The sequence below is a fragment of the Nocardia sp. NPDC003345 genome (assembly GCF_053589395.1).
Window position 1 is genome coordinate 1 of sequence record NZ_JBSFRU010000095.1, and the last position, 19,160, is coordinate 19,160.

The 19,160-nt window shown below is 69.6% G+C and carries 14 protein-coding genes; 6 read left to right on the forward strand and 8 right to left on the reverse strand.

Annotated elements, in window-relative coordinates; translation table 11 throughout:
* Positions 1-149: 149 nt before the first annotated feature.
* The 7 genes from ACWDU1_RS13440 to ACWDU1_RS13470 all read right to left on the reverse strand — a co-directional run bounded on the left by ACWDU1_RS13440 (position 150) and on the right by ACWDU1_RS13470 (position 8,387).
* On the reverse strand, positions 150-608 hold the full coding sequence (locus ACWDU1_RS13440; RefSeq protein ID WP_449998378.1) for a flavodoxin domain-containing protein: 459 nt from the start codon (positions 606-608) through the stop codon (positions 150-152).
* A 37-nt stretch (positions 609-645) separates the two neighbouring features.
* On the reverse strand, positions 646-2,052 hold the full coding sequence (locus ACWDU1_RS13445; RefSeq protein ID WP_449998396.1) for an MATE family efflux transporter: 1,407 nt from the start codon (positions 2,050-2,052) through the stop codon (positions 646-648).
* A 113-nt stretch (positions 2,053-2,165) separates the two neighbouring features.
* Positions 2,166-3,314, reverse strand: coding sequence for a PLP-dependent cysteine synthase family protein (locus tag ACWDU1_RS13450; protein WP_449998380.1), 1,149 nt, complete (start codon positions 3,312-3,314; stop codon positions 2,166-2,168).
* Positions 3,315-3,368: 54 nt separating this feature from the next.
* Entirely contained in the window at positions 3,369-4,751 is a 1,383-nt protein-coding gene (locus ACWDU1_RS13455; protein WP_449998381.1) for an alanine racemase, read from the reverse strand.
* Complete coding sequence (locus ACWDU1_RS13460; protein ID WP_449998383.1) at positions 4,742-5,752, reverse strand: ornithine cyclodeaminase family protein; 1,011 nt, start codon at positions 5,750-5,752, stop codon at positions 4,742-4,744. The genes ACWDU1_RS13455 and ACWDU1_RS13460 overlap by 10 nt, the downstream gene beginning before the upstream one ends.
* On the reverse strand, positions 5,724-6,878 hold the full coding sequence (locus tag ACWDU1_RS13465; protein ID WP_449998385.1) for a TauD/TfdA family dioxygenase: 1,155 nt from the start codon (positions 6,876-6,878) through the stop codon (positions 5,724-5,726). The genes ACWDU1_RS13460 and ACWDU1_RS13465 overlap by 29 nt, the downstream gene beginning before the upstream one ends.
* 300 nt (positions 6,879-7,178) lie before the next feature.
* The gene (locus ACWDU1_RS13470) at positions 7,179-8,387 is read right to left on the reverse strand and encodes a DUF7373 family lipoprotein (protein WP_449998386.1); all 1,209 of its coding nucleotides are present in this window, start codon (positions 8,385-8,387) and stop codon (positions 7,179-7,181) included.
* Positions 8,388-8,569: 182 nt separating this feature from the next.
* Between ACWDU1_RS13470 and ACWDU1_RS13475 the strand changes: the two genes are divergently transcribed.
* Positions 8,570-10,237: an FHA domain-containing protein gene (locus ACWDU1_RS13475; RefSeq protein WP_449998388.1), complete on the forward strand. Its 1,668-nt coding sequence runs from the start codon at positions 8,570-8,572 to the stop codon at positions 10,235-10,237.
* A gap of 3 nt (positions 10,238-10,240) precedes the next feature.
* Here the strand turns inward: ACWDU1_RS13475 and ACWDU1_RS13480 are convergent, their stop codons facing one another.
* Positions 10,241-11,674 (reverse strand): metallopeptidase, encoded by a 1,434-nt coding sequence (locus ACWDU1_RS13480; protein ID WP_449998390.1) that lies wholly within the window; start codon positions 11,672-11,674, stop codon positions 10,241-10,243.
* 113 nt (positions 11,675-11,787) lie between these two features.
* On the opposite strand from ACWDU1_RS13480, the gene ACWDU1_RS13485 reads away from it, so the two are divergent.
* The 5 genes from ACWDU1_RS13485 (at position 11,788) to glmM (ending at position 19,123) form a co-directional block, all read left to right on the forward strand.
* Positions 11,788-14,460 carry an FHA domain-containing protein gene (locus ACWDU1_RS13485; RefSeq protein ID WP_449998391.1) on the forward strand — a complete coding sequence of 891 codons (2,673 nt, stop codon included), beginning with the start codon at positions 11,788-11,790 and terminating at the stop codon, positions 14,458-14,460.
* A gap of 88 nt (positions 14,461-14,548) precedes the next feature.
* Positions 14,549-16,435 carry a hypothetical protein gene (locus ACWDU1_RS13490; RefSeq protein WP_449998392.1) on the forward strand — a complete coding sequence of 629 codons (1,887 nt, stop codon included), beginning with the start codon at positions 14,549-14,551 and terminating at the stop codon, positions 16,433-16,435.
* 149 nt (positions 16,436-16,584) lie between these two features.
* Positions 16,585-17,028, forward strand: a complete 444-nt coding sequence (gene rplM, locus ACWDU1_RS13495; protein ID WP_449998397.1) for a 50S ribosomal protein L13 — start codon at positions 16,585-16,587, stop codon at positions 17,026-17,028.
* Positions 17,025-17,537 (forward strand): 30S ribosomal protein S9, encoded by a 513-nt coding sequence (gene rpsI, locus ACWDU1_RS13500; RefSeq protein ID WP_449998393.1) that lies wholly within the window; start codon positions 17,025-17,027, stop codon positions 17,535-17,537. The genes rplM and rpsI overlap by 4 nt, the downstream gene beginning before the upstream one ends.
* Before the next feature lie 200 nt (positions 17,538-17,737).
* A complete protein-coding gene (gene glmM / locus ACWDU1_RS13505; RefSeq protein ID WP_449998395.1) occupies positions 17,738-19,123 on the forward strand; it encodes a phosphoglucosamine mutase in 1,386 nt (461 codons plus the stop codon).
* Positions 19,124-19,160: the final 37 nt, after the last annotated feature.

Here is a 19,160-nt window from a genome sequence, read left to right on the forward strand (position 1 = left end):
CGACACCATTCTAGAGGCCGGAGCCGACAAGCGCCCCGGAAGTACCGCCTCCCACCTGCAACGGAACACTGTGCCGCGGTATGGGATCGGATACCCGGGACCAAGGCGAACCTCAGAAATCGAGGTGAGGAGGGTAACAGCGCGCCGGACTAGGCCGAGGCCAAGGCCGCGGCGTCCAGTGGCAGAGCCCTTGCCCATTCGCGACCCATCGCGGTCGCCTTCACCTCACCCGAGGCGTCGTGACGGCCGTGTTCGCCGATCTGCACGGCGCCGCGGGCGGTGAGTTTCGCGGCGGCGATCTCCCCGCCGCGATTGAAGGTGGTGTCGTAGACCGAATCGCCGAGTCCGAAAACCGAGAAGCGCAGGCCCGTCAGGTCGGGACGGCCGTCGTCGAGTGCCTCGAAGAACGGTTCGGCGCCGGTGGGGAGGTCGCCCTCGCCGTAGGTGGAGCAGACCACGATATGGAAGGCCGCCGGATCGAGACCGGCGATATCGAACTCGGACATATCGAACACCGAGACCTCGTGGCCGGACAATTCGTCCGCGATACCTTCCGCGACATTTTCCGCCGTGCCCATTTCCGAACCGAACAGGACGACAACGCGCATCGCGCCACTCCTTCCGTGAAACTTTGGAGAGGCAATCCTAACTTACGGTCTCGCGTGGGCGGTGGGTCACGGTGGCGCCGAGCCGGTCCAGCAGGCTGAAATACTTGCGCAGCATCAGCACGGCGGTCGCCGCCAGTCCGGCGGTCAGCCCCCACCACACGCCGGCGGCACCCAGCCCGGCCGGGAAGGCCAGCAGTACGGCTGTCGGCAGACCGACCACCCAGTAGCCGACCAGTGACAACCGGAAACCGGCGCCGGTGGCCTGCAGGCCGCGCAGCAGGCCGGTGCCGATGTTCTGGGCGGCGTCGAAGAACTGCAGCACGATACCGATGAGCAGCAGGGTGCGCGCCGCCTCGAGCGTTTCGGTATCACCGAGATCCAGGAAGGGCCGTAGCACCAGCTCAGGTGCGAAGGCGTAGGCCAGGCCGGTCACCGCCGCGATCACCGCGGCGAACCGCAGGGACAGCCACGCCAGCCCGCGGGCCGGTGCGGTCTCGTCGCGGGCGACGCTGTGGCTGACGAGCACCGACGCGCCGTGCGAGATACCGATGGCGACCTGGAACACGATATAGATCACCTGGTAGACCACATTGTGGGCGGCCAGCGCGGCCGGGCCGAGCGCTCCCATCACCAGCGCCAGTACCGAGAACATCCCGGCTTCGGAGCCGTAGGTGAGGGCGATCGGGGTGCCCAGCCGCAATTCGGTCAGGATGGTGCGCTTGCGTACCGGCAGCGGCCGCACCGGGAGGGTGCGCCCGAGTTCGGTGTCGCGCCGCACCATCATCCAGAACACCGCGAACATCAGCAGGAACACCAGTGAGGTCGCGACGCCGATACCGGTGAGCCCCATCGCTGGCAGTCCGGCCCAGCCGTGGATCAGTGCCATCGCGAGGACCAGATTGACCGCGATGGATCCGAGGGTCACCGGGAGCAGGGCCTGAGGCCGTTGCATTCCCACCGTGTATTGGCGCAGTACCTGGAACCACAGACAGGGCAGCAGGCCGGGAGCCAGCGCCACCAGCAGCGGGCGCGCGTCCGCCAGCACCCCGGCGTCCTGGCCGAGCCACTGCAGCGACCAGCCCAGGCCGATCAGGATCGCGCCGCCGAGCAGGCCGGACGCGGTGGCGATGAGGAAACTCGACCGCACCACGTCACGGACGGCGGGGTCGGGATCGGTTCCGCGTTTCTCCGCGGCGCCCACCGCGCCCGCGATCTGATTTCCGCTGCCGGTGATGAGGCCGACGCACATGGTGCGGATCTGGTTGAACAGCACCAGCGCCAGCCCCCCGGCCGCCACCGCGCGTACTCCCAGGCTGCCCATCAGGGCGATATTGGTGGTCGACACCGCGACCTGGGCGAGCTGGGTGAGGGCGATCGGGGAGGCCAGGGCAGCGAGCCGCCGGGCATCGACAGTGGCGAGTCGCCGGGGGTCGACAGTGGCCAGCCGCCGGGGGTCGGGGGCGGTGCGCCGCCGAATATCCGCGGCATCGGGGTGCCCGCCGTCGGAGGCCGGGCGCCGGGCGTTGCCCGGACGGTTTCGCGAGGGGGGTGTGCTGATCACCGGGCCCGCACCATCGTGTCCGATTCCTCCGTCTGGTCGTCGTGGTCGTGGCGGCCGGCGGACCGGGCAGTCCGGACCGCGCGAGGGGTTCCGGACTCGGTATTGCCCAGAACCGCGGCGCCAACCGGATGACTTCCGCGGCCCGCGGGAGCATAACGGTTCAGCATGGCGTGGACATCGCGTTCGGCCGCCGTGTCGAGGAGTTCGCGGGCCGCCATCCAGTCGTCGTCGAAAACGGTATCGAGATATTTCTCGCCGCCGTCGCAGACGATCGTGACCACCGTCGACCCCGGCGGGAACTCCTCGAGCCTGGTCAGCGCCGCGTGCACCGATCCGCCGGCCGATCCGCCCAGCATCAGGCCGAGCTGACGGGAGATCGCGCGGCAGGTCGCGAACGCGTCCCGGTCGGTGACCTTTACCCCTTCGTCGAGCAGGTCGTAGTCCACCGCGGTCCCGATGGTGGCGCCCGGCGGGGTTCCGGTGCCCGACTGCCAGTAGGGTCCGCCCGGGCCGCCGAAGGCGATCGAGCCGACGGGCTCCACCCCGACCACCCGGGGGACGCAGCCCAGCTGGCGCAGCCTGGTCGCGGTGCCGAACAGTGATCCCCCGGTGCCGACCGCGGACAGCAGGATATCCACCCGGTCCACTTCGGCGAGCAATTCGTCGGCCACGGCGTAGTACCCCACGGCGTTGGCATCGTTGTTGTGCTGCTCGGTGAAGTACGCGTCCGGATCATCGGCCGCCATGGCCTCGGCATGGTCCTCGCGGGCGGACGTGGCGAGCGCGTCGTCGTCGGCATCGGCGACGAACACCAGTTCGGCACCCATTGCCCGCATCGCCCGCAATTTGTCCTTGCTCGCGTGATGGTCGACCACCGCCGTGAAGCGGTAGCCGCGTTCGGCGGCGACCACCGCCAGACCGAGCCCGGTATTTCCCGAGGTGGATTCGATGATATGCCCGTCCGCGCCGAGCAATCCCCGGCGCTCCGCATCCAGAACCATTTCACGAGCCATACGAATCTTCGCGGCGCCGGTCGGATTGAACTGCTCGAGTTTCAGTAATAATCGGGTCCCGGACGCGGTGGTCGCCAATTCGAAGAGGGGGGTGCGGCCGATCAGGTCCGTGACACGGGTGACGAGAGGCATGGCGGATCTCCTGGATATCGATAGCGGGCAGTGCGGAGGCCGGGGCTGACGGCCTCATCGACAGGTGTGATCGAGTGCCCAGCGATACCGGCCGTCCGAGGTCTCGGACAGCACCACCTTCGGTGGGAGAGGTAATTCGTGAAAGGGCGATTCGTTGGAATCCATCTGGTACCCGGCGGTATTGGGGTAGACCAGCAGATCGCCGTCGGCGGCGGGCCGCGGCAGCGGTATCCGGCGCCAGCTGAGCATGTCGGATTCGAGGCAGGTGGCGGCGCCCACCACCGTGGGTGTCGGGACGCCGGGGCCTTCGGGCCAGAGCACCGGGTCGGGCAGGTATTCGCTCCCGAACCACTGTTCCGACAGGCTGAGGCTGGAGCCGTCCACGGTCAGGATCCGGTAGGGCCGGCCGTGTTCGTGGCGGACCTTGCTCCCCTGCACCCGGAATACCGTGCTGCCGGCCCGGTCGAGCAGGGCCCGGCCGGGTTCGATCGCCAGGGTCGTCCCACTGCGCCGCAATCGGCCGGCCAGGTCGTCGCTGGCCAGGATCGCGGCCAGCATCTCCGGGCCGGGTTCGGGAAAGTGATACGGATAGTACGACTCGAATCCACGTCCGGAATGGAACCACCGCCGGTTGACACCCGCGTGGAAATCCGACCAGCCGGCCGCCGGTACGTAATCGACCCCGAAACCGCCGCCGACGGACACCACGGTCGCGGGATGCCCCTGGGTACGTGCCGCCAGACAACGCCGCAGCAGTTGCCCGGCCAATTCCGCCCGGGGCCCGGCGTCGTATCCGGAAAGATGAAAACTGAAACCTTCCAGAGTTATCGACGCGAATCCGGTAGTGGCGGCCATCGCATGATCGAGTTCGCCCTCCGTCATTCCGAACCGGCTGGCGGAGGCGGGCGGTAGCGCGCGCAGCAGAACACGGACCGGAATGTCCACTGCGGCCAGCCGTTCCAGTTCGCCGATACTGTCCACCGCGACGAGGCAGCCGTGCCGCGCGGCCAGCCAATGCAGTTCCCCGGATTTCTCGGGGCCGGTCACCATGAGTTCCGGGCCGGTGACACCCTGCCCCAGCGCGGCGAGCAGTTCGCCGGTGCTGGCGATATCCACGCCGGCGCCGGCTGTGGCGCAGGCGCGGGCGACGCAGGCCGCTTTGTTCGCCTTCTTGCCGTAGTAGACGGCGCCCGTCACACCGTGCCGGGTGAAAACATCCTGGAACGCGCGGATATTCGCCACCACGCGCGGCGGGTACATCAGATGAAATGGGCCGCCCACCGCGAACGCGATATCGCCGAGAAACCGGGGATCAGCGAGAATCCGCTGTTCCCAGAGATCGCGGTGGGCCGGGACCGGTGCGGCGACGGTATCGGCGTAGCCGTCCGGGGGTTCGGTACCGGCTCCGGCGGGGGCGTCGGCTCCGGTCAATCCCATAGCGCTACCTCGGTGCCGCGACCTTCGGCGATGGCGCGTTCGGCCAGCGCGTGCGCTACCGCGATATCGGTGAGGACCAAGCCGCTGTTGTACACGAAGATCCGATCGTCCGGGCCGCGACGGGCATCGGCGCGGCGGCTCAGGATCTGCGGCAGCTCGGCATCCACCCGCCGCAGCACGCCGTTCTCGTCGGCCATATCGGTCCCGGTCAGGGCCATCTGCTCGGCGCTCGTGGCGACCACCCGGTCGGCGTCGCGCAGGGTCGAGGGGGCCAGTCCGTACCCCACCAGCACCACGACCGAACCGGGTTTGAGGTGCTCGGATTCGATCGCGACCTCGGTGCCCGGCCCCGCTGTCGCCAGGACGACGTCGGCGCCGCGGGCGGCGTCGTACGGATCGTCGACGGTATCCAGCAGGGCATGCGGCGCGTATTCGGCGAGCTGCCGGTGTACCGCTTCGATTCCCTCGGGATGAGTGCCGTAGAGCATCAACTTGCGCAATTGCGGATTCGCGGCGAGCAGATGCGGCAGCGCGTTGCGGCCCTGGGTACCGGTGCCGACGAGCAGCACGGTATCCGCGTCCCGGGACAGGGTTTCGCGCACCAGCAGGGCCGAGACCGCCGGGGTGCGCAGGGCCCCCACCCGGGAGCAGTCCATCATCGCGATGGGCGCGCCCGTGGTGTCGTCGTACAGCGTGATGGTGGTGTAGTACCGCTTGGTGGTGCGGTCGTGGCCGGGGTCGAACTTGTAGGAGCTCTTCATGGCGACCACCCGGCGTCGCCCGTCCCGGCCCAGCATCGCGTAGGCGACCGACCAGCCGTCCGGATTGGCGACGCTGAGCTTGCGCGGATTATCGGAATCACCCGCCGCCAAGGCGATATAGGCCTCTTCGACGGCCCGGACCACATCGGCCGGAGCCACCGGGACATCGGCCAGGTCGCTGCGGCTCAGGACGCGCAGGGGAGTCGCCCGGTCACGTGTGCTCAACGGATCCTCGATCATCTGCTGCACCGTTCCGCTCTGCTCGCACCCGGTGCGACGACGGTGGCGCGAAGGGTGCGACGATCTGCTGACCGTATCCATTCTCCCCGGATTCGGCTGCGCGGCGGGGCCGTTCGGGTAGCCGGATATTCACTCGTTTCAGCCAGCGGTCGGTGCCGTCGTAGCGGGCGGTGAAGGGGACGCGGCCGTGGACGGTCACATCGTTGTCCATGAGCAGCAGCTCACCGGGGCGCAGCGTGGCGAGGACGCAGACTCTTTCGAGTTCGCGTTCCAGGTGGGCGTAGGCCGCGCGGAAGTCCGGGCCGGCTTCGTCGAGCGGGGTGTAGGCCGGGTCGTAGCGCATGGTGAGCGCATCACTTCCGCCCGCACCGCCGGGTGCGTTCCACAACGTGGGAACGGAGACAGCGGTGGCGCGGTCGAATCCCGACCCGTAGGAGACATCCGGCAGGATCGGCAGCGTGGGTGCGCACAGGACCGCGCGCTGGGCGGGCGAGAGGTGCGCCCGGCGGACCGAGGACACGGTGGTGCCCACCCGGTCGGGATTGCGCAGGCAGCCCAGCATCAGCAGATTCGCCCGCAGCGGGTGGAACGCGTCCTCGGTATGCGGGCTGAGCAGGACGGTGCTGCTGGCCCCGGACTGTTCGAATTCGTGCCCGGCGGCCGGAACGATGTTGTTGATCAACCGGCCGTCCTGCTGACCCGCCCAGCCGAAGGGCTCACCGGCCGCCGCGGCGAGCAGCAGCATGGCGATATCCCATTCGAACGACGATCCCGGGCGGTCCGGATCGGCGCTCCAGGCGGTCGCCGTCTCCCAATCCGGTGGGGTGGGGCCGATTTCGTCGTCGGTGAGCGGCAGCCGGCTCAGGACGCAGGCGCCGGCGGTGGTGGCCGGTGGCCGGACCGCGGTATGGATCTCGTCCGGGAGATCGGCGACCCGCGCCTCGATCAGTGCGGGCAGTGCCGGATCGGCGAGGGTGCGTCCGGCTCGCCCGGTGGTCAGTGTGAGCGCGATCTCGGCGGCCAGTTCACGCACCGCCCGTCCGGCGGTCTCGGATAACTCACGGTGCTCGATATCTTCGATAATAGGTGGGTGAAGCGTCTTACGTTCGGAGAGAACGCTTTTCACCAAAGTTCCCCTTCTCGGAATCGTGGTCGGAGTACCGTGCTGACGAGTCGAAGAGCGAAGGTAGTGCGTCTGCCGTATCCAGGCAAGGGTTACCTAACCACGGCGAGAGATAGCAAATCGGTATAACACACTCGATGTACTGGTGGGCGGCTATATGACCGTTCGGCACCGACGCCGCGATGAGACGCAGAACACGGTAAGGCTAGCCTGACCTAGCGGCCAAATCGGGCCACCGCGCCGGGTATCGAGAGTGTCCGCGCCACAACGAATTACGACCTCCGCGGGGCGTGTCGCGGGCGACTACAGGCTATTGGCGAGCAGGGCGTACTGCGCCGAGACCTTCTGCTCGATCTCCGATTCGTCATCACTGGAGACGACGCCCACGTATCGCTTGTAGGGCACGAAACACCGATAGCGATACTGGCGCTGCGGATCGCCTTTCTCATTGAGCTCCAGGCATTTCGCGCCCGGAATATCCGCAGGCGCGGGCCGCGGGCCGTACACTTCGCCCGCGGATTCGACGAAACCGTCCACCAGGACCGGCGCGCCCGCGGCGTCGCGGACCCGGGCCACCGAACTCCCGTCGGCGTAGGCGGTGCGCTCGAACCCGGACCGTTCCAGTAGCCGGGCGCGGGCGATCTGATCGTCGGCGTCGTTGATCAGATAGTTCGGGCCGTAGATCGCGAACCTGTCCGGATCGGGAACCTGCCCCTGCCGGTCGGCGACCAGCACCCGGGACAGCAGGTTCTCCGGATCGACCTGGAGATCGGCGATATCGGCGGTGGGAGTCGGGCGGAACCGGCCCAGCCGGTCCAGCTGGGCGGTGAGCGTTTTGTCCACCCACGACACCAGATCGGCGCTATCGGGCTTCGGCCGCTGCACGAACAGCGAGATCACGAATTCCTCATGGGCGAGGAAGGCCCCGATATTGGCGACGCCCGGCCGCCAGTGCACCAGCGCGCCGGGATGTTTCTTCGATTTCAGTGGCCGGTTGTCCGGTGAGACCGCGATATCGGCGGCCTCCAGTTCGGTGGCCGCCTTCCCGGCGCTCGCCTTGTCCGGAAAACGCAACGCCACCAATGTGATCGCGGTGGCGTCCGGGTTCGGGCGGGTCCGGCCCTCGGGGTCGTCGCGATCGGCGCCGCTGGCCATGTAGCCCACCAGCATCTTGCGATTCTTCAGGATCGGTTCGGACACATTGGCCAGGAAATCGATCGCGGTGGCCGTATCCGGCAGCACCTTCGAGCCCCGGCCGTATTTCATCGACGGATCGATCTGGGTACTGGTCGCCACCGCCTCCGACATCCGGATACCTTCCAGCACGAGGCCGTGGTCACCCGCGTCCTGGGGGTAGGTGAACCGGTCGACCGGGAAATCGCCGACGGCGAGCGTCCGTACGTCGATCTCCCCGGGTACCGGACTTCCGGGAACGGACACGCAGGCCGTCAGGCCGGCCGCCAGCAGGGCGATGGCCGCGGTGACGGTGGTGGCGCGCGATATCCGAACCATGGCCGGCCCCTCGTTCCGATCGAAGCTGCGATGTCGAAGTTACCCGACCCGCCGTGATCCCGGGGAGGACCGCTCGCCGCGCTGCCCCCGGGGGCCCGCTCACGGCGACCCTCCGCGGCCGTGCCATACCCTGGTTTGATGGCAGACAACACCGGGCGTACCCGCGGCGAAGGCTGATCCGAATGCGGGATCAGCAGGTCGAGGTGGTGCCCGGGCCGCATGTCGCGGCGCGGGTGGCCGGTGCGGTGCTGCTGGTGGCGCATAGGGGACAGGGCAGGCCCACCGAGGACGCCCCCGCACTGCGGGCGCTCGTCGCCCTCGCCGAACTGGTGCACGAGGCCGCCACGCACCGGCCCGACGAACCCGGGGCGCTGATCGCCCGCGCGGCGACCAGATGGCTCATGGCCCAGGCCGATCGGACCGGGCGGGGCGCGCCGGTGGATTTCGGCATCCTGTCCGCGGCAGGCCCGGACCGGGTCGCCATCTTCCTGCACGGCGGGGTCACCGCTCTGGTCGACGGCCCCCGCACCGAGTACTTCCACGGCCGCGACGCGGTATTCACCGTGGACCGCGCCGCGGTGCTGCCCGCACGCGCGGTCGCGCTGTTCGTCGACGAGGACACCGGCTCCGCGGACGCCCTGCCCGCACTTCCACCCGCCCGGGGGATCGGCCGGCTGGTCGAAGGTGTCGCCGAGGCCGCGGGGGTGATCGCCTGGTCCCCGCCCGCGCGCGCCGGGCGGACCCCCGTCGCGCCCGTATCGGGCGGTATCTCACTCGACCGGAAAACGCCGCGGGTGCCCGCGAGCGGGCCTGCGGTCTCGGACACGAGCGGGTTCACGATCTCGGACGGCTCCGCGGCGACGGCCGGGATCGCGCGTATCCCGGCGAGCGGGGAGCCACCGGGAACCACCGGGCCGCCCCGGCTCCGGACCCCGGCCGCCGTTACCGCCGAACCCGGTCCGGCGCCGCCCGGTGTCGCGGACGATGTCCCGACCGCGGCTGCCGCGCCCATGCTCGACAGTGTGGAACTCTCGCAGCGCGGCGATACCGTCGCCGGGAGCGAATCCACCGGCGGATCGCGGACGCCGGCCACCGATGCACATCACGCCGAAACCGAGATCAGCGGCCGGCAACCGGCAAGCGGCCCGCCGGGCGGGCCCCCGGTGCCCGGTGAATTCGACGAGACCTCGGAATCGCGCCCGCGCCACGGCGACCCGGCCGGCCGCCCGCTGCCGGCGCACCCCACCCCGCGGGTGGACCTGCCGGTGTCCCCGGGGCCCCCGCTACACGGTCCGCCGGAGCGCCGCGTACCGCCGCTGGACGCGGAGCTGCGCCGCCGGACCGAGGCCACGGCCAAGGGCGCCGCGCTCACGGTGAAGGTCATGGGATTCAAATGCGCGCGCGCCCATCCCACCGATCCCCGGGCCGCCTTCTGCAGCGTCTGCGGGATGCCGGTGGACCAGACCCAGCCGCTCATCGAGGTGGTGCGGCCGCCGCTGGGCATCCTGGTCCTCGACGACGGCGCGACCTATCTGCTCGACGCCGATTCCGTGCTGGGTCGTGACCCGGAGGGCTCGGAACAGGCGCGACGCGGGCTCACACCGCTACCGGTCGTGGACAACTCCGGCGGAATGTCGCGGGCCCACGCGGAACTACTGCTGGTCAACTGGGATGTGACCCTGGTGGACCGCGGCTCCACCAACGGCACCCGCACCCGCGCCACCGGCTACCGCGAATGGGTCCGGGTACCGCCGTATCAGCCGGTGGTCCTGGTTCCGGGCACCGAGATCCTCATCGGGCAGCGCATGCTGCGTTACGAATCCGCCGCGCCGCCGCCGTTCGGATCCTGACGCCTATTCGTACCGGGCGCTGCAGGTCTCCTCGCCGCCCAGCACCCCGGCCCGGAAGGCGTCGACGCGGGAGAACCCGCTCGGCACGGTCTTACCCTCGACATCGCTGGCGGCCAGCCCGTCGGTGAGCAGACCGGAGACGGCTTCGTCCAGATCGCCCGCCGCCAGGGTGATATCGCCCTGGGAGCGCCCCGGTTGCGCGAGTTCGCCGGTGGCCACCCCGGACAGGCACGCGGCCCGCAACCCGGTCTTCGCGCCGACCAGATCCTGGTCCCGGTTCTTCTGGACCGACAGCGTGTAGCGGGAGATGAATACGACGTAGCCGTTGTAGTCGCCGGTCACCTTCACCGGTAGCGGGACATCGGAATCGTCGTCGGCGGTACCGCGTTCGGCCAGACCCTCGACATTGGTGGCGATCGTATTGCTCGCCGGGCAGTAGGTCACCGGTTCGGTGGAGACACCGTCGCGGCACCGGACCTCGGCGCCGTCGTAGGAATAGGTCGGCTCCTCGTCGGTCGGCAGGATCACCGCCAGCGCCTTGCCCAGCTCCACCAGGCTCTGCTGGGTGATCTCGAATTCCCCCGAGGCGCCGTCGAAACTCTGCGGCAGATCACCACGGCGCTGTTCGATCTCGTCCATATCGATGCCCTTGCACCCCTTGGCGCCGTCGGTGAACCCGATCTGCACCGCGGTCACCCGTTCGAAGGCCGACCCGTGCACGCTCTCCGGATCGTCGGGGTCGGAATCGCGGATCGCCACTGTCGCCGCGAGCACCGAGTTCAGGCCGTCGGAGGTATTGATGGTGAAGTAGTCCGATTTGCCCTCGGCCACCCAGCGCATATACGCGCCGGCGAAACAATCGGCCTGCTGTTCCTTGACGATCACCGGATCGTCGTCGTCGACGATATCGGCGTTGTTCTGGATGGCGTGCCCGTACTCGTGGGCGATCACCATCACCACCGCCATCTTCCCGAAGGTATCGGCCATGGTGGGCAGCAGCAGCGCGCGGTCCCAGCCGATCGAATTGTCGAGCCGGCAGTAGGCGGCGTTGACCATCCGGTAGGTCGATTCGGTGCAGAACTCCACCGAATCCTTGCGGGAATCGCGGGCACTCCAGGAGATGAGCTTCTGCACCGGTTCGAAGTCGCCCTCGAACTCGGCGTCGTAGTGCTCGCTCCAGTACGCCTCGACATCGGTGACCGCGTTCAGCGCGAGGGTGTCGATCTCGCCGCCGTCACCGTTGCGCGCGCTCAGCCCCGGCGCCGGAGCGTTCTCCCGGGGACCGCTGGGGCCGCTCGTGGTCGGCAGCCCGGCGACCTGGAAGGGGTTGTCGTAGATGGAGACCGCCCGGCCGTCGACCGACCGGGTGCACCCGGTGACCAGCAACAGCGCGCACAACGCCGATACGGCCACGGCCACGGCCCGGAATCTCGGCATGGATCCTCCCCCAATTCGGCCGATACGGTGCTGGCATTTCCCGCCGGAACGGGGAAGTGGGCCCCTCAGCGGGGGCACCTCCGATGCCCGGGTAATGGAATAGTATCCGCTGCATGTCTGCACCGGGGGTGCGCACCATCACGGTGCGCCATGATGGAACCGAACGTGTCTTCGATTCGAGTCAGCAGATCACCCTGGGCCGCGCGCCCGAGGTGACGCTGTTCGTCGACAGTCCGCTGGTCTCGCGGGTTCACGCGACGCTCGCCTGGCAGTCGGGAGCCTGGGTACTCACCGACAACGGCAGTACCAACGGGGTGTTCGTCGATGCGCGCCGGGTCGGTCCGCCCGTACCGATCGACCGGCCGACCCAGGTCAGGCTCGGTGACGCGATCAGCGGGCCGCTGCTGTGGCTGGTTCCGTCGGGGGTCCCGCAGCAGCAGCCGCCACAGCACCAGCCGCCGCCGCAGCAGCCGCCGCACCGGCCGCAGCAGCAGCGGCCTTCGCAGCAACTGCCGCGGACTCCGGCCCCGCCGCAGCAGCGGCCACCGGCCCCGCCGAATCGCCCGCAGTCCGGGGCGCAACCCCAGGTTCCGCCGCCCCGGGGGCCGGGATCGGGGCCCATTCCGAACGCGCCGTACCCCACCCCGCACCAGCCGCAACCGCAGCCGACTCCGCCGCGCGGCAGGCAGCCGTCGCGGCCGCAGCCCCCCGGCACCGGCGGGCAGCCGGCGGTCGACCAGCAGCACCGGCCCGCCAATGTGAACATGACCGCCAAGGCGAGTGTGGCGGCGGTTCCGCCGGTACGCCACCGCGCCACGGAGGGTCCGGTGGCCCGCGCGGACCGGCTGCCGCCGGGTGGCCTGACGATCGGCCGTACCTCCGACAACCAGATCGTGGTCGACGATCCGCTGGCCTCCCGTAAGCACGCGCGGCTCGCCGGCGGCGCCGAGGGCCTGGTCCTCGAGGACCTCGGATCGGCCAACGGGACATTCGTCAACGGTGTCCGTCAGCAGCGCACGGTGCTGCGGGAACGCGACATCATCACCATCGGCAACATCGACTTCGAGGTGCAGCAGGGCACGCTGGTGCACCGGCAGCGGCCCGTCGCCGAACAGGGCCTGGGCGTGCACGGGGTCGGGTTCACGGTCGAGGGCAACAAACAGCTGCTGGTCGATGTCAACATGCAGGCCGGTCGCGGAACCCTCACCGCGCTGATCGGCCCGTCCGGCGCCGGAAAATCCACGCTTTCCAGGCTGATCGCGGGCAGTACCCGGCCCTCCGGCGGCGTGGTGACCTTCGAGGGCCACGACCTGCACGCCGAATACCAGGCGTTGCGTTCCCGGATCGGCATGGTCCCGCAGGACGATGTGCTGCATCGTCAGCTCACGGTGCGCCAGGCCCTCGGTTTCGCGGCGGAACTGCGGCTGCCGCCCGACTCGTCCAAAGACGATCGCCGGCAGGTGATCGACGGTGTGCTGCGCGAACTCTCGCTCACCGAGCACGCCGACACCCGGGTGGACCGGCTCTCCGGCGGGCAGCGCAAACGCGCGTCGGTGGCGCTCGAACTACTCACCGGCCCGTCGCTGCTGATCCTCGACGAACCGACCTCCGGACTCGACCCCGCGCTGGACCGCCAGGTCATGATGATGCTGCGGGAACTCGCCGACGCCGGTCGCGTGGTGATCGTGGTGACCCACTCGGTCGCCTGCCTCGATATGTGCGACCAGGTCGTGCTGCTGGCGCCCGGCGGTAAGACCGCCTACGCCGGTAACCCCGCCGGAGTGGAATCCACACTGGGCACCAGCGATTGGGCCAAGATCTTCGCCGATGTCGCGGCCAACCCGGACGCGGCGTTCGCGCACTTCCGCTCACGCCAGGCCGCCCTGCCGCCGCCACCACCGCCCGCGGCGCAGCAGGGCGGTACCGGTTCACCCCCGCAATCGGGGGCCTGGAAACAGTTCTCGACGCTGGCCCGGCGCCAGATCCGGCTGATCCTGGCCGACCGCGGCTATCTCGCGTTCCTGGTGCTGCTGCCGTTCGTCCTCGGTGGGCTGTCGCTTGTGGTGCCCGGGCAATACGGCTTCTCGAAACCACCGCTGACGCAGGCCGACGACGGCAGTTTCATCCGCGCGGGCAGCTCCGAACCGCAACAGCTGCTGGTGGTCCTCATTCTCGGTGCCTGCTTCATGGGCGCCACGCTCTCGGTGCGCGACCTGGTGGGTGAACGTACGATCTTCCACCGGGAGCGGGCCGTCGGATTGCGCCCGGGGGCCTACCTCACCGCCAAGGTCGTGATCTTCGGTCTCGCGGTACTGCTGCAGTCGGCGGTCATGATCGGTTTCGTACTGCTGGGCAAGAAACGGCCCGAGGAAGGTTCGGTACTGGCCGTGGGCGGCGCCGAACTCTATCTGGATATCGCGACCACCGCGGTCGCCTGCGTGGTCTTCGGGTTGCTGCTGTCGAGCCTGGCCAAATCGAGCGAACAGGTGATGCCGCTGCTGGTGGTGGCGATCATGGGTCTGCTCGTCATGGCCGGCGGTCTGATCCCGGTGACCGACCGTGTAGTGCTGGAGCAGGTTTCCTGGCTGTTCCCGTCGCGCTGGGGCTATGCCGCGGCGGCGTCGACGGTGGATGTTCGCGCACTGTTCGTCCAATCGCAACAAGACGGGTTCTGGGAGCACGCGCGGGGCGCATGGTTCCTGGATATCGGCATGGTGGTGGCCATCACGGTGGTGCTGGCGCTGCTCACCTGGAGCCGCTTGCGGCTGAAGAAGTCGGCCGGATGAGACCGGTGACCGGCCCCGCGGCCTGCCCGCTCCACCCGTGGGTGGGGGCGGCGAGCGCGACGACCGCACACCAGGCACACTGATGCCTGTGATGGTGCGAGTTGGGGCGGTACATCTCGGGTGGGATGTGGTGTCCGTGGCCGCGGGCGGATCCGGCGTGCCCATCCGCCCAGTACAGGTCGAGGGCAGCTACAACCCGCCCGCCTATCTGCTGGCCGACGCCTCCGGCCGGCTCTACACCGCGGGCGTGGACAAACAGCGGCCCGATCTGGGGATGGCGATCCCGGATGTGCGTGAGATCCTCGGGCACCCGCAGATCGTCATCGCCGGCGCGACCTGGCCGGCCGACCTCGTGTTCCGCGCCCGGCTCTACAACCCGCTGGCTGCGGTCGGGAGCTATCTGCGGGGTAAGCCCGATGTGGTCGCTCTGCCGTACCCGGACGACTGGCCCGACGCGAAGATCGACGCCTACGCCCGGCTGGTCGAACAACTCGATGTCGAAGTGGAACCGATCCCGGAGTCCATCGCCCTGTCGGGGTATGTCCGCGCGCTCGGGCTGGTCCGGCCGCCCGATCACGCGCTGCCCGACGGGCTCGGCGCGACCGCGGTGCATTTCGACGGCCAGGTGGTAGACGGCCGGGCCAATGTCCTGGTCGTCGCGGTACACGGCGACGAGGAGCGGCCCACCGAATCGGTGTATGTGCCCATCGATCCCGAGTCCACCCACGATCCGCGGATCGCCGACGACACGGTGATCGAGGTCATGGCGGCGGCGCGGGCGATGGGCGCGGACAATTCGACGGTGCTGCTGGCGGGGCAGGTGGTTTTCAACGAGACCCTGCGCTTCGCCTTCCGTAATCATCTGGGACAGCGCCTGAAGAAGGCCGAGCATCCCATGCACGCGCTCGTGCTCGGTGCGACCCATCTGCTGGTCACCGAGAGCGAGGACGACGAAGAACCCGAGGCGTATCCGAACCCCGCCCCGCCGCCGGGCGCGGCCCCGGGCACGGGTTACGCGGTACCGGGTCCCGGGCAGCCCGCACCGGGTGGCCCGTACCCGCCCGCCGCCCGGCCGAACCCGGCGGCGCCCGGCGGCACCGGGCAGCCCGGCGGGATCGGCCAGGATCCGGGCGTGCCCGGACGGCCCGGCGGCAACCCGCAGGGTCCGGCGCAGTATCCACCGGGACCCGTTCCGGACCAGGGTGGGTCCTACCGTCCATCGGGGGGATCCGATCGGCCTCCGACCGGCCCCGGCCCCCAGGGCGCCGATCCACGGCCCGGTGGAGCACCGCCCGGCCCGTCGCCGTACGGTTCCGCCGATCGGCCGCCCGGCCCGCCGGAACCCGGCTCGGGGCAGGAACCGACGGTGAAGGTCGACCGCGGGGACCTGCCGCCGCCGATATCCGGACCCGCCAGCCGCTTCACCAGGCCACCCGAGCCCGATACCGGTAACCGGCCGGCCGGCTATCCGGGCCCCGGGCCCACCGGTGCGGACCGGCCGCCGGGCGCCGGCGAGACACCACCGGAGCAGGAGGGCGACAAGCCCAAGGGCAAGCTCTGGAACAAGATGAAGGACAACCTGTTCGGCGCGCATGCCGTGATCGGCGCGGCCGCGCTGGCCGCCTCGGTCTGGGGCGCCGACGGGTCCGGTATCGCGCAGGCGCAGGCCGCGCCACCGGAGCGCGAGGTGGTCCGGCCCGCCGATCCGGATACGGCGCTGGGTGCGGTCACCGCGGCCGGCTGTGTACCGATGCCGCGGGTGATGATCGAACCGCCCGGCTCGGCCGAGCCCGGGGAGACCGGCGGGCGGTCGCTCTACGCCCGCGTTCCCTCCGCGCCCTCCGCCGGGGAGCGGATGCCCGAACCCGCCGAGCAGGACCTGGACGGATGTGAGCGGCCGGGTATCGACACCCTGCGATACCTGGTGCCCGGACGCCCCGGTGTCGCCGACCCCGGGGCTCCGTTCGACGTCTGACCCGCTCCGGGCCGATTTCCGGGCTCGATAGGGCACTGGTATCGTGGTCCGCTGGTGTGCGGAACACCGAGTCCCGGGTCTCAACCGGCCGCCGGGAAGCCCTCGCCGCACAACTGGCCGGCAGCACCGACGACAGACAGGGAAGCACTGTGCCTACGTACAGCCCGAAGGCGGGTGACGTGACCCGGCAGTGGTACGTCATCGACGCCACTGACGTAGTGCTCGGCCGTCTTGCCGTTCAGGCAGCGAATCTGCTGCGTGGCAAGCACAAGCCGACCTACGCTCCGCATATGGACGGTGGCGATTTCGTCATCATCATCAACGCCGACAAGGTTGCCATCAGCGGCAACAAGCGCGACGGCAAGCGTATCTACCACCACTCCGGGCATCCCGGCGGCCTCAAGTCCCGCACTGTCGGTGAGGTGCTCGACACCCGCCCCGACCGTCTGGTGGAGAAGGCCGTCAAGGGCATGATCCCCAAGAACAAGCTGGGCAACGCCATCGCCGGCAAGCTGAAGGTGTACGCGGGCCCGAACCATCCGCACGCCGCTCAGCAGCCCGTTCCGTTCGAGATCAAGCAGGTGGCCCAGTGACCGCTCCCGAGGAATTCACCGAATACGACGAAGCGGTTGTCGAAGACGCCGCCGCCGAGGTCCTGGACGAGGGCGTGGTGTACGACGAGGAGGCCGAGTTCGTCGAGTACGCGGCCCCGCTGGACCGTCCCGTACAGACCGTCGGCCGCCGCAAGGAGGCCGTGGTGCGGGTGCGCCTCGTCCCGGGCACCGGCAACTTCGTGCTGAACGGCCGTTCGATCGAGGACTACTTCCCGAACAAGGTGCACCAGCAGCTGGTGAAGTCCCCGCTGGTCACCGTCGAGCGCGTCGAATCCTTCGATGTGTACGCCCGCCTGCACGGCGGCGGCCCCTCCGGCCAGGCCGGCGCGCTGCGCCTCGCCATCGCCCGGGCGCTGACCGTGGTCAACGCGGAAGACCGTCCCGCGCTCAAGCGCGCCGGGTTCCTCACCCGTGACCCGCGTGCCACCGAGCGTAAGAAGTACGGCCTCAAGAAGGCCCGTAAAGCGCCGCAGTACTCGAAGCGCTGATATCACCGGTATCGGCCGTCCGCTCGCCACGCGCGGGCGGACGTGCCGGTGTCGATTACGAGAGCAGGCAGCCAGCCGGAGTCTGGTCGCCTGCTCTCGTGCTATATGTACCGCGGTGTTCGTCGGCCTGCCGTCGGAGAGGGCAGTTCGGCAGTGGTCGTCGCGCGCCGTGGACTCACTGACGAGGGACAGGTCAAGGTATGGGACATTTGTTCGGCACCGACGGCGTACGCGGGCTGGCCAACGATTCGTTGAGCCCGGAGCTGGCGCTGCGGGTCGCCGGGGCGGCGGCGCAGGTACTGGGTGCGGACGTCCGGTCCGGCCACCGCAAGGTGGCCGTGGTCGGTCGCGACCCGCGCGCGAGCGGGGAGATGCTGGAGGCCGCGGTCACCGCCGGTCTCACCGCGGCCGGAATGGACGTCTTACCGGTAGGGGTGCTGCCGACCCCCGCCGTCGCCTATCTGACCGCCCTGTACGAGGCCAGTCTCGGTGTGATGATCTCCGCCTCGCACAATCCGATGCCGGACAACGGGATCAAGATCTTCGCCGCGGGCGGCCACAAGCTCGAGGACGCCGTCGAGGAGCGGATCGAGGCCCGGGTGAACACGGGCGATTTCGCCCGGCCGACCGGCGCCGCGATCGGCCGGGTGCTCAACGCCGCCGGAGCCCGGCACCCCGGGGCGGATCTGCCCGACCGGTTCGGTGTCGGCGGCACCCATGAACTCTATGTCGAGCATCTGGTCGAGGTCACCGGCCGGGACCTGCGCGGACTGACCGTCGTCGTGGACTGCGCCCACGGCGCCGCGTCCGAGGTCGGGCCCGCCGCCTACCGCGCGGCGGGGGCGACCGTGGTGGCCATCAACGCCGAACCCGACGGCCTCAATATCAACGACCGCTGCGGGTCGACCCATATCGAGCAGGTGCAGCGCGCCGTCCGCGAACACGGCGCCGATCTCGGCCTGGCCCACGACGGTGATGCCGACCGCTGTCTGGCGGTGGACGCCGGCGGTGCGCCGGTGGACGGCGACGCCATCATGGCGATCCTCGCCGTGGGCATGCGCGAGGCGGGCACCCTGGTCCAGGACACCCTGGTCGCCACCGTGATGAGCAACCTCGGCCTGCATCTGGCCATGCGCGCGGCGGGAATCACCGTGCGCACCACCGGTGTCGGCGACCGCTATGTGCTCGAGGAACTACGCGCCGGCGGTTTCACGCTGGGTGGGGAGCAGTCGGGCCATGTCGTCTTCCCGCGATACGGCACCACCGGTGACGGCGTCCTGACCGGTCTGCAACTCATGGCCCGGATGGCGGCCACCGGGAAACCACTGGCCGAACTGGCCGGGGTGGTCCAGAAGGTGCCGCAGGTGCTGGTGAACGTCCCGGTGACCGATAAGGCCGCCGTCACCGCCGACCCGGGCATTCTGGAGGCCGTACGCGCCGCCGAGGAACTCCTGGGTGAAACCGGCCGAATCCTGCTGCGACCCAGTGGAACCGAACAACTGGTCCGGGTGATGGTGGAGGCCACCGATCACGACCGCGCCGAGCAACTCGCCGATGACCTGGCCAAAAGGGTGGCATCGGTCTGACCGCCCCCGTCCGGCTCAGGGCCCGACCCTGAGCCGG